Origin of the sequence: Citrobacter sp. XT1-2-2, assembly GCF_023516235.1 — a bacterium.
In the GTDB taxonomy this organism is placed as follows: Bacteria; Pseudomonadota; Gammaproteobacteria; order Enterobacterales; family Enterobacteriaceae; genus Citrobacter; species Citrobacter werkmanii.
Genome location: NZ_CP097324.1, coordinates 4,719,081 through 4,731,347, shown reverse-complemented (window position 1 = coordinate 4,731,347; position 12,267 = coordinate 4,719,081). Strand labels below are relative to the sequence as shown.

Below are 12,267 nucleotides of genomic sequence, written 5' to 3'. Positions count from 1 at the left end.
GAGACAGGCTCTGAAGAGGGCGTTTAGTCCGAAACGCACCAGAGCATTTCGGTTTGGATCGCCTCGCTTACGCGGGGTGAAAATGTTTGTAGAATACTTCTGACAGGTTGGTTTATGAGTGCGAATACCGAAGCTCAAGGAAGCGGGCGCGGCCTGGAAGCGATGAAGTGGGTTGTTGTCGCTGTATTGCTGCTTGTAGCTATCGTTGGCAATTACCTTTATCGTGACATGATGCTGCCGCTGCGTGCGCTGGCCGTAGTGATTCTGATTGCCGCAGCGGGTGGTGTCGCGCTGTTGACAACAAAAGGTAAAGCGACCGTTGCTTTTGCCCGTGAAGCGAGAACCGAAGTCCGTAAGGTCATTTGGCCAACTCGCCAGGAAACATTGCACACCACATTAATTGTGGCTGCGGTTACCGCAGTAATGTCACTGATCCTGTGGGGACTGGATGGTATTCTGGTTCGCCTGGTATCCTTTATCACTGGCCTGAGGTTCTAAGATGTCTGAAGCCCCTAAAAAGCGCTGGTACGTCGTTCAGGCGTTTTCCGGTTTTGAAGGCCGCGTTGCCACGTCGCTGCGCGAATATATCAAGTTACAAAATATGGAAGAGCTGTTTGGCGAAGTCATGGTGCCGACAGAAGAAGTGGTCGAGATCCGTGGTGGCCAGCGTCGCAAGAGCGAACGTAAATTCTTCCCGGGCTATGTACTGGTGCAGATGGTCATGAATGATGCGAGCTGGCACCTGGTGCGCAGCGTTCCGCGTGTGATGGGCTTTATCGGCGGTACTTCTGACCGTCCGGCGCCAATCAGCGACAAAGAAGTTGATGCGATCATGAACCGTCTGCAGCAGGTTGGTGATAAGCCGCGTCCGAAAACGATGTTTGAGCCGGGCGAAATGGTCCGCGTTAGCGATGGTCCGTTTGCTGACTTTAACGGCGTAGTTGAAGAAGTGGACTACGAGAAGTCTCGTCTGAAAGTTTCTGTATCTATCTTCGGTCGTGCGACTCCGGTTGAACTGGACTTCGCCCAGGTTGAGAAAGCCTAACACGTCGATCAAAAAAGCGGCGATTTAATCGTTGCACAGGGCGCGAGATTGGAATACAATTTCGCGCCTTTTGTTTTTATGGACTCTGTCCGTAAAACGAATTTAAAAACACGGGGAGCCTCTTTGAGGCGCTATAACCCAACTAGAGGAATTTAGAATGGCTAAGAAAGTCCAAGCCTATGTCAAGCTGCAGGTTGCAGCTGGTATGGCTAACCCGAGTCCGCCGGTAGGTCCAGCACTGGGTCAACAAGGCGTGAACATCATGGAATTCTGCAAAGCGTTCAACGCAAAAACTGATTCCATTGAAAAAGGTCTGCCGATCCCGGTTGTTATCACCGTTTACGCTGACCGTTCTTTCACTTTCGTTACCAAAACGCCTCCGGCAGCAGTACTGCTGAAGAAAGCGGCTGGTATCAAGTCTGGTTCCGGCAAGCCGAACAAAGACAAAGTGGGTAAAATTTCCCGCGCTCAGCTGCAGGAAATCGCGCAGACCAAAGCTGCCGACATGACTGGTTCCGACATTGAAGCGATGACTCGCTCCATTGAAGGTACTGCACGTTCCATGGGCCTGGTAGTGGAGGACTAAGAAATGGCTAAACTGACCAAGCGTATGCGCGTGATCCGTGACAAAGTTGATGCAACTAAACAGTACGACATCAACGAAGCTATTGCTCTGCTGAAAGAGCTGGCCACTGCTAAATTCGTAGAAAGCGTGGACGTTGCCGTTAACCTCGGCATCGACGCTCGTAAATCTGACCAGAACGTACGTGGTGCAACTGTACTGCCGCACGGTACTGGCCGTTCTGTTCGCGTAGCCGTATTTACCCAGGGCGCAAACGCTGAAGCTGCTAAAGCTGCAGGCGCTGAACTGGTAGGTATGGAAGATCTGGCTGACCAGATCAAGAAAGGCGAAATGAACTTTGACGTTGTTATTGCTTCTCCGGATGCAATGCGCGTTGTTGGCCAGTTGGGTCAGGTTCTGGGTCCGCGCGGCCTGATGCCAAACCCGAAAGTTGGTACCGTAACTCCGAACGTTGCTGAAGCGGTTAAGAACGCTAAAGCTGGCCAGGTTCGTTACCGTAACGACAAAAACGGCATCATCCACACCACCATCGGTAAAGTGGATTTTGACGCTGACAAACTGAAAGAAAACCTGGAAGCTCTGCTGGTTGCGCTGAAAAAAGCAAAACCGACTCAGGCAAAAGGCGTGTACATCAAGAAAGTTAGCATCTCCACCACCATGGGTGCTGGTGTTGCCGTTGATCAGGCTGGTCTGAGCGCGTCTGCGAACGTCTAAGATTAGCTTTACGTGGGCGGCGAATTTGTCTACAATCTTCGCCCACGATTCTATTAGCTTCGGCCGATAGACAACAGATTTGTTCGTTGGAGCCTGGCCTATCCAGGCCTCCGTCGAAGACCGCAGGTGTTTCGCAAGAAACTTAATGCCCTGCGTAGACGGTGACAGAACGCTAAGATTATTTCTGATACTCTGGCTTGTTTCTGCTCACCGTATTTAGACGCTCTCTCCGTTGGGGGGAGTGAAGTGAGTTCCGGAACATGAGTTCCGGCAAACATCCAGGAGCAAAGCTAATGGCTTTAAATCTTCAAGACAAACAAGCGATTGTTGCTGAAGTCAGCGAAGTAGCCAAAGGCGCGCTGTCTGCAGTAGTTGCGGATTCCCGTGGCGTAACTGTAGATAAAATGACTGAACTGCGTAAAGCAGGTCGTGAAGCTGGCGTATACATGCGTGTTGTTCGTAACACCCTGCTGCGCCGCGTCGTTGAAGGTACTCAGTTCGAGTGCCTGAAAGACACGTTTGTTGGTCCGACCCTGATTGCATACTCTATGGAACACCCGGGCGCCGCTGCTCGTCTGTTCAAAGAGTTCGCGAAAGCGAATGCAAAATTTGAGGTCAAAGCCGCAGCCTTTGAAGGTGAGTTGATTACGGCATCGAATATCGACCGCCTGGCAACTCTGCCGACCTACGAAGAAGCAATTGCACGCCTGATGGCAACCATGAAAGAAGCTTCGGCTGGCAAACTGGTTCGTACTCTGGCTGCTGTACGCGATGCGAAAGAAGCTGCTTAATTGCAGTTACCTTTCTCAAGCATCTGCTTACGTATAAACTTATTCTGATTTTCAGGAACAATTTAAATGTCTATCACTAAAGATCAAATCATTGAAGCAGTATCCGCTATGTCCGTAATGGACGTTGTAGAACTGATTTCTGCAATGGAAGAAAAATTCGGTGTTTCCGCTGCTGCTGCTGTAGCTGTAGCTGCTGGCCCGGCTGAAGCTGCTGAAGAAAAAACTGAATTCGACGTAATTCTGAAAGCTGCTGGCGCTAACAAAGTTGCTGTTATCAAAGCAGTACGTGGCGCAACTGGCCTGGGTCTGAAAGAAGCTAAAGACCTGGTAGAATCTGCACCGGCTGCGCTGAAAGAAGGCGTGAGCAAAGACGACGCAGAAGCACTGAAAAAATCTCTGGAAGAAGCTGGCGCTGAAGTTGAAGTTAAATAAGCCAACTTTTCTGGTTGCAGCCTAAGAAATTAGGCTGATGGCTGGTGACTTTTTAGTCACCAGCCTTTTTGCGCTGTAAGGCGCCAGTAGCGTTTCACACTGTTTGACTACTGCTGTGCCTTTCAATGCTTGTTTCTATCGACGTCTTAATATACTGCGACAGAGCGTCAGTTCTGTGTAAATCGCAATGAAATGGTTTAAGCGTGATAGCAACAGGCATTGCGGAAAGTATTCGATTTTCCGGTCAACAAAATAGTGTTGCACAAACTGTCCGCTCAATGGACAGATGGGTCGACTTGTCAGCGAGCTGAGGAACCCTAATGGTTTACTCCTATACCGAGAAAAAACGTATTCGTAAGGATTTTGGTAAACGTCCGCAAGTGTTGGACATACCTTATCTCCTTTCTATCCAGCTTGACTCGTTTCAGAAGTTCATCGAGCAAGATCCTGAAGGGCAGTATGGTCTGGAAGCAGCTTTCCGTTCCGTTTTCCCGATTCAGAGCTACAGCGGTAATTCCGAGCTGCAATACGTCAGCTACCGTCTTGGCGAACCGGTGTTTGACGTTCAGGAATGTCAGATCCGTGGCGTGACCTATTCCGCACCGCTGCGCGTAAAACTGCGTCTGGTGATCTACGAGCGCGAAGCGCCGGAAGGCACCGTAAAAGACATTAAAGAACAAGAAGTCTACATGGGCGAAATTCCGCTCATGACCGACAACGGTACCTTTGTTATCAACGGTACTGAGCGTGTTATCGTTTCTCAGCTGCACCGTAGTCCTGGCGTCTTCTTTGACTCCGACAAAGGTAAAACCCACTCTTCGGGTAAAGTGCTGTATAACGCGCGTATTATTCCTTACCGTGGTTCCTGGCTGGACTTCGAATTCGATCCGAAGGACAACCTGTTCGTACGTATTGACCGTCGCCGTAAACTGCCTGCGACCATCATTCTGCGTGCGCTGAACTACACCACTGAGCAGATCCTTGACCTGTTCTTTGAAAAAGTTGTTTTCGAAATTCGTGACAACAAGCTGCAGATGGAACTGGTGCCGGAACGCCTGCGTGGTGAAACCGCCTCCTTTGACATCGAAGCTAACGGCAAAGTCTACGTCGAAAAAGGCCGTCGCATCACTGCGCGCCATATTCGCCAGCTGGAAAAAGACGATATCAAGCATATCGAAGTTCCGGTTGAATACATTGCTGGTAAGGTTGCGGCTAAAGACTACGTTGACGAATCTACTGGCGAGCTGATCTGCGCAGCTAACATGGAGCTGAGCCTGGATCTGCTGGCTAAGCTGAGCCAGTCTGGTCACAAGCGTATCGAAACGCTGTTCACTAACGATCTGGACCACGGTCCGTACATTTCTGAAACTGTACGCGTCGACCCAACCAACGATCGTCTGAGCGCGCTGGTAGAAATCTACCGCATGATGCGCCCTGGTGAGCCGCCGACTCGTGAAGCTGCGGAAAGTCTGTTCGAGAACCTGTTCTTCTCCGAAGACCGCTATGACCTGTCTGCGGTTGGTCGTATGAAGTTCAACCGTTCTCTGCTGCGCGACGAAATCGAAGGTTCCGGTATCCTGAGCAAAGACGACATCATTGAAGTGATGAAGAAGCTCATCGATATCCGTAACGGTAAAGGCGAAGTCGATGATATCGACCACCTTGGCAACCGTCGTATCCGTTCCGTAGGCGAAATGGCGGAAAACCAATTCCGCGTTGGCCTGGTGCGTGTTGAGCGTGCGGTGAAAGAGCGTCTGTCTCTGGGCGATCTGGATACCCTGATGCCTCAGGATATGATCAACGCCAAGCCGATTTCTGCAGCAGTGAAAGAGTTCTTTGGTTCCAGCCAGCTGTCTCAGTTTATGGACCAGAACAACCCGCTGTCTGAGATTACGCACAAACGTCGTATCTCCGCACTCGGCCCAGGCGGTTTGACCCGTGAACGCGCAGGCTTCGAAGTTCGAGACGTACACCCGACTCACTACGGTCGCGTATGTCCAATCGAAACGCCTGAAGGTCCGAACATCGGTCTGATCAACTCACTGTCCGTGTATGCACAGACTAACGAATACGGCTTCCTTGAGACTCCGTACCGTAAAGTGACCGACGGTGTTGTAACCGATGAAATTCACTACCTGTCTGCTATCGAAGAAGGTAACTACGTTATCGCTCAGGCGAACTCCAACCTGGATGACGAAGGCCACTTTGTAGAAGATCTGGTTACTTGCCGTAGCAAAGGCGAATCCAGCTTGTTCAGCCGCGACCAGGTTGACTACATGGACGTATCCACCCAGCAGGTGGTATCCGTCGGTGCGTCCCTGATCCCGTTCCTGGAACACGATGACGCCAACCGTGCATTGATGGGTGCGAACATGCAACGTCAGGCGGTTCCGACTCTGCGTGCTGATAAGCCGCTGGTTGGTACCGGTATGGAACGTGCTGTTGCCGTTGACTCCGGTGTTACTGCAGTTGCTAAACGTGGCGGTACTGTTCAGTACGTGGATGCTTCCCGTATCGTTATCAAAGTTAACGAAGACGAGATGTACCCGGGCGAAGCAGGTATCGACATTTATAACCTGACTAAATACACCCGTTCTAACCAGAACACCTGTATCAACCAGATGCCTTGCGTATCTCTGGGCGAGCCGGTTGAACGTGGTGATGTGCTGGCAGACGGTCCGTCCACCGACCTTGGTGAACTGGCGCTGGGTCAGAACATGCGCGTGGCATTCATGCCATGGAATGGTTACAACTTCGAAGACTCCATCCTCGTATCCGAGCGTGTTGTCCAGGAAGACCGTTTCACCACCATCCACATTCAGGAACTGGCATGTGTGTCCCGTGACACCAAGCTGGGGCCGGAAGAGATCACCGCTGACATCCCGAACGTGGGTGAAGCTGCGCTCTCTAAACTGGATGAATCCGGTATCGTTTATATCGGTGCGGAAGTGACCGGTGGCGATATTCTGGTTGGTAAGGTAACGCCGAAAGGTGAAACCCAACTGACGCCGGAAGAGAAACTGCTGCGTGCGATCTTCGGTGAGAAAGCGTCTGACGTTAAAGACTCTTCTCTGCGCGTGCCAAACGGTGTTTCCGGTACGATTATCGACGTTCAGGTCTTTACTCGCGATGGCGTAGAAAAAGACAAACGTGCGCTGGAAATCGAAGAGATGCAGCTGAAGCAGGCTAAGAAAGACCTGTCTGAAGAACTGCAGATCCTCGAAGCGGGTCTGTTCAGCCGTATCTACGCTGTGCTGGTTTCCGGTGGTGTTGAAGCTGAGAAGCTCGACAAACTGCCGCGTGACCGCTGGTTAGAACTCGGCCTGACCGACGAAGAGAAACAGAATCAGCTGGAACAACTGGCTGAGCAGTACGACGAACTGAAACACGAATTCGAGAAAAAACTCGAAGCGAAACGCCGTAAAATCACTCAGGGCGACGATCTGGCACCGGGCGTGCTGAAGATTGTTAAGGTTTATCTGGCGGTTAAACGTCGGATCCAACCTGGTGATAAGATGGCAGGTCGTCACGGTAACAAGGGTGTAATCTCTAAGATCAACCCGATCGAAGATATGCCACACGATGCTAACGGTACGCCGGTAGATATCGTACTGAACCCGCTGGGCGTACCATCGCGTATGAACATCGGTCAGATCCTTGAAACCCACCTGGGTATGGCTGCGAAAGGTATCGGCGATAAGATCAACGCCATGCTGAAACAGCAACAGGAAGTCGCCAAACTGCGCGAGTTCATCCAGCGTGCTTACGATCTGGGTTCAGATGTTCGTCAGAAAGTTGACCTGAATACCTTCAGCGATGAAGAAGTTCTGCGTCTGGCTGAAAACCTGAAAAAAGGTATGCCGATCGCAACGCCGGTCTTCGACGGTGCGAAAGAGTCTGAAATCAAGGAACTGTTACAGCTGGGTGGCCTGCCGACTTCCGGTCAGATTACCCTGTTCGACGGTCGTACCGGTGAGCAGTTCGAGCGCCAGGTTACCGTTGGCTACATGTATATGCTGAAACTGAACCACCTGGTTGATGACAAGATGCACGCGCGTTCTACCGGTTCTTACAGCCTGGTTACTCAGCAGCCGCTGGGTGGTAAGGCTCAGTTCGGTGGTCAGCGCTTCGGGGAGATGGAAGTGTGGGCGCTGGAAGCATATGGCGCGGCATACACCCTGCAGGAAATGCTCACCGTTAAGTCTGATGACGTGAACGGTCGTACTAAGATGTATAAAAACATCGTGGACGGCAACCATCAGATGGAACCAGGCATGCCGGAATCCTTCAACGTACTGTTGAAAGAGATTCGTTCGCTGGGTATCAACATCGAGCTGGAAGACGAGTAACTCTCGATCAAACAGGTCACTGGTGCTGGCGTAACAGCCAGCGCCAGATTGTGCTAACTCCGACGGGAGCAAATCCGTGAAAGATTTATTAAAGTTTCTGAAAGCGCAGACTAAAACCGAAGAGTTTGATGCGATCAAAATTGCTCTGGCCTCGCCAGACATGATCCGTTCATGGTCTTTCGGTGAAGTTAAGAAGCCGGAAACCATCAACTACCGTACGTTCAAACCTGAGCGTGACGGCCTTTTCTGCGCCCGTATCTTTGGGCCGGTAAAAGACTACGAGTGCCTGTGCGGTAAGTACAAGCGCCTGAAACATCGTGGTGTGATCTGTGAGAAGTGCGGCGTTGAAGTGACCCAGACCAAAGTACGCCGTGAGCGTATGGGCCACATCGAGCTGGCGTCTCCGACCGCGCATATCTGGTTCCTGAAATCGCTGCCGTCCCGTATCGGTCTGCTGCTCGATATGCCGCTGCGCGATATCGAACGCGTACTGTACTTCGAATCTTATGTCGTTATCGAAGGCGGTATGACCAACCTGGAACGTCAACAGATCCTGACTGAAGAGCAGTATCTGGACGCGCTGGAAGAGTTCGGTGACGAATTCGACGCGAAGATGGGTGCGGAAGCTATCCAGGCCCTGCTGAAGAGCATGGATCTGGAGCAAGAGTGTGAAACTCTGCGCGAAGAGCTGAACGAAACCAACTCCGAAACCAAGCGTAAAAAGCTGACCAAGCGTATCAAACTGCTGGAAGCCTTCGTACAGTCTGGCAACAAGCCAGAGTGGATGATCCTGACCGTTCTGCCGGTTCTGCCGCCAGATCTGCGTCCGCTGGTTCCGCTTGATGGCGGTCGTTTCGCAACGTCAGATCTGAACGATCTGTATCGTCGTGTGATCAACCGTAACAACCGTCTGAAGCGTCTGTTGGATCTGGCTGCGCCGGACATCATCGTACGCAACGAAAAACGTATGCTGCAGGAAGCGGTTGACGCCCTGCTGGATAACGGTCGTCGTGGTCGTGCGATCACCGGTTCTAACAAGCGTCCTCTGAAATCTTTGGCCGATATGATCAAAGGTAAACAGGGTCGTTTCCGTCAGAACCTGCTCGGTAAGCGTGTTGACTACTCCGGTCGTTCTGTAATCACCGTAGGTCCATACCTGCGTCTGCATCAGTGCGGTCTGCCGAAGAAAATGGCACTGGAACTGTTCAAACCGTTCATCTACGGCAAGCTGGAACTGCGTGGCCTCGCCACCACCATCAAAGCCGCTAAGAAAATGGTTGAGCGTGAAGAAGCTGTCGTTTGGGATATCCTGGACGAAGTTATCCGCGAACACCCGGTACTGTTGAACCGTGCACCAACCCTGCACCGTCTGGGTATCCAGGCATTTGAGCCGGTACTGATCGAAGGTAAAGCTATCCAGCTGCACCCGCTGGTTTGTGCGGCATATAACGCCGACTTCGATGGTGACCAGATGGCTGTTCACGTACCGCTGACGCTGGAAGCCCAGCTCGAAGCGCGTGCGCTGATGATGTCTACCAACAACATCCTGTCCCCGGCGAACGGCGAACCTATCATCGTTCCGTCTCAGGACGTTGTATTGGGTCTGTACTACATGACCCGTGACTGTGTTAACGCCAAAGGCGAAGGCATGGTGCTGACTGGCCCGAAAGAAGCTGAGCGTATCTATCGCGCTGGCCTGGCCTCTCTGCATGCGCGCGTTAAAGTGCGTATCACTGAATATGAAAAAGATGAAAACGGCGAATTCGTTGCGCACACCAGCCTGAAAGACACGACCATTGGTCGCGCCATTCTGTGGATGATCGTACCGAAAGGTCTGCCTTTCTCCATCGTCAACCAGGCGCTGGGTAAGAAAGCCATCTCCAAAATGCTGAACACCTGTTACCGCATTCTGGGCCTGAAGCCGACCGTTATCTTCGCTGACCAGACAATGTACACCGGCTTTGCTTATGCAGCGCGTTCAGGTGCATCTGTTGGTATTGATGACATGGTCATCCCGGAGAAGAAACACGAGATCATCTCTGAAGCGGAAGCTGAAGTTGCTGAGATCCAGGAGCAGTTCCAGTCTGGTCTGGTAACCGCAGGCGAACGCTATAACAAAGTTATCGATATCTGGGCTGCGGCGAACGATCGTGTATCCAAAGCGATGATGGATAACCTGCAGACTGAAACCGTTATTAACCGTGACGGCGTAGAAGAGCAGCAGGTTTCCTTCAACAGCATTTACATGATGGCCGACTCCGGTGCGCGTGGTTCTGCAGCACAGATTCGTCAGCTGGCTGGTATGCGTGGTCTGATGGCGAAGCCAGATGGCTCCATCATCGAAACGCCAATCACCGCGAACTTCCGTGAAGGTCTGAACGTACTCCAGTACTTCATCTCTACTCACGGTGCGCGTAAAGGTCTGGCGGATACCGCACTGAAAACAGCGAACTCCGGTTATCTGACGCGTCGTCTGGTTGACGTTGCGCAGGACCTGGTTGTTACTGAGGACGATTGCGGCACGCTGGAAGGCATCACCATGACCCCGGTTATCGAGGGTGGTGACGTTAAAGAGCCGCTGCGCGATCGCGTTCTGGGTCGTGTGACTGCTGAAGACGTTCTGAAGCCGGGTACCGCGGATATTCTGGTTCCACGTAACACGCTGCTGCACGAACAGTGGTGTGACCTGCTGGAAGAGAACTCCGTTGACTCCGTGAAAGTCCGTTCCGTTGTATCCTGTGACACCGACTTTGGTGTATGTGCGCACTGCTATGGTCGTGACCTGGCGCGTGGCCACATCATCAACAAAGGTGAAGCAATCGGCGTTATCGCGGCACAGTCCATCGGTGAACCGGGTACACAGCTGACGATGCGTACGTTCCACATCGGTGGTGCGGCATCTCGTGCGGCTGCTGAATCCAGCATCCAGGTGAAAAACAAAGGTAGCATCCGTCTGAGCAATGCGAAGTCGGTTGTTAACTCCAGCGGTAAACTGGTTATCACCTCACGTAACACCGAACTGAAACTGATCGACGAATTCGGTCGTACCAAAGAAAGCTATAAAGTGCCTTACGGCTCCGTTATGGCGAAAGGTGATGGCGAACAGGTTGCTGGCGGCGAAACCGTAGCGAACTGGGATCCGCACACCATGCCGGTTATCACCGAAGTGAGTGGTTTCGTCCGCTTCACTGACATGATCGACGGCCAGACCATTACTCGTCAGACCGACGAGCTGACCGGTCTGTCTTCTCTGGTCGTTCTGGATTCTGCAGAGCGTACGTCGGGTGGTAAAGACCTGCGTCCGGCACTGAAAATTGTTGATGCTCAGGGCAACGACGTTCTGATCCCAGGCACCGATATGCCTGCTCAGTACTTCCTGCCAGGTAAAGCGATTGTTCAGCTGGAAGATGGCGTACAGATCAGCTCTGGTGACACCCTGGCCCGTGTTCCGCAGGAATCCGGCGGTACCAAGGACATCACCGGTGGTCTGCCGCGCGTTGCGGACCTGTTCGAAGCACGTCGTCCGAAAGAGCCGGCAATCCTGGCTGAAATCAGCGGCATCATTTCCTTCGGTAAAGAAACCAAAGGGAAACGTCGCCTGGTTATCACCCCGGTAGACGGTAGCGAACCTTACGAAGAGATGATTCCGAAATGGCGTCAGCTCAACGTGTTCGAAGGTGAACGTGTAGAACGTGGTGACGTGGTTTCCGACGGTCCGGAAGCGCCGCACGACATCCTGCGTCTGCGTGGTGTGCATGCTGTAACTCGTTACATCGTTAACGAAGTTCAGGACGTATACCGCCTGCAGGGTGTTAAGATTAACGATAAACACATCGAAGTTATCGTTCGTCAGATGCTGCGTAAAGCCACCATCGAAAGCGCTGGTAGCTCCGACTTCCTGGAAGGCGAGCAGGTTGAATACTCCCGCGTCAAGATCGCTAACCGCGAGCTGGAAGCGAACGGCAAAGTGGGCGCAACCTTCTCCCGCGATCTGCTGGGTATCACCAAAGCGTCTCTGGCAACTGAGTCGTTCATCTCCGCGGCATCGTTCCAGGAGACCACTCGCGTGCTGACCGAAGCAGCCGTTGCGGGCAAACGCGACGAACTGCGCGGTCTGAAAGAGAACGTCATCGTGGGTCGTCTGATCCCGGCCGGTACCGGTTACGCGTACCACCAGGATCGTATGCGCCGTCGCGCAGCGGGCGAACTGCCAGCTGCTCCGCAGGTGACTGCTGAAGATGCGTCTGCCAGCCTGGCAGAACTGCTGAACGCAGGCCTGGGCGGTTCTGACAACGATTAATCGTTGCTGACCATAATAAAAAACCCGCTTCGGCGGGTTTTTTTATGTCTATG

The 12,267-nt window shown here is 52.4% G+C and carries 8 protein-coding genes; all 8 read left to right on the top strand.

Annotated features, from left to right (window positions below; all coding sequences use genetic code 11):
• The first annotated feature begins 114 nt into the window (after nt 1–114).
• The 8 genes from secE to rpoC all read left to right on the top strand — a co-directional run bounded on the left by secE (nt 115) and on the right by rpoC (nt 12,214).
• Nucleotides 115–498 carry a preprotein translocase subunit SecE gene (gene secE, locus M4I31_RS22460; RefSeq protein ID WP_003033128.1) on the top strand — a complete coding sequence of 128 codons (384 nt, stop codon included), beginning with the start codon at nt 115–117 and terminating at the stop codon, nt 496–498.
• A gap of 1 nt (nt 499) precedes the next feature.
• Nucleotides 500–1,045 carry a transcription termination/antitermination protein NusG gene (nusG, locus tag M4I31_RS22455; protein ID WP_003033125.1) on the top strand — a complete coding sequence of 182 codons (546 nt, stop codon included), beginning with the start codon at nt 500–502 and terminating at the stop codon, nt 1,043–1,045.
• Between the two features lie 157 nt (nt 1,046–1,202).
• Complete coding sequence (gene rplK / locus M4I31_RS22450) at nt 1,203–1,631, top strand: 50S ribosomal protein L11 (RefSeq protein ID WP_038636105.1); 429 nt, start codon at nt 1,203–1,205, stop codon at nt 1,629–1,631.
• 3 nt (nt 1,632–1,634) lie between these two features.
• Entirely contained in the window at nt 1,635–2,342 is a 708-nt protein-coding gene (gene rplA / locus M4I31_RS22445) for a 50S ribosomal protein L1 (protein WP_006688358.1), read from the top strand.
• 293 nt (nt 2,343–2,635) lie between these two features.
• Nucleotides 2,636–3,133, top strand: coding sequence for a 50S ribosomal protein L10 (rplJ, locus tag M4I31_RS22440; protein ID WP_005132895.1), 498 nt, complete (start codon nt 2,636–2,638; stop codon nt 3,131–3,133).
• A 66-nt stretch (nt 3,134–3,199) separates the two neighbouring features.
• Nucleotides 3,200–3,565 (top strand): 50S ribosomal protein L7/L12, encoded by a 366-nt coding sequence (rplL, locus tag M4I31_RS22435; protein ID WP_000028882.1) that lies wholly within the window; start codon nt 3,200–3,202, stop codon nt 3,563–3,565.
• 320 nt (nt 3,566–3,885) lie between these two features.
• Nucleotides 3,886–7,914: a DNA-directed RNA polymerase subunit beta gene (rpoB, locus tag M4I31_RS22430; RefSeq protein ID WP_003033111.1), complete on the top strand. Its 4,029-nt coding sequence runs from the start codon at nt 3,886–3,888 to the stop codon at nt 7,912–7,914.
• A 76-nt stretch (nt 7,915–7,990) separates the two neighbouring features.
• Nucleotides 7,991–12,214, top strand: a complete 4,224-nt coding sequence (gene rpoC / locus M4I31_RS22425) for a DNA-directed RNA polymerase subunit beta' (protein WP_038636118.1) — start codon at nt 7,991–7,993, stop codon at nt 12,212–12,214.
• The last annotated feature ends 53 nt before the right edge of the window (nt 12,215–12,267 follow it).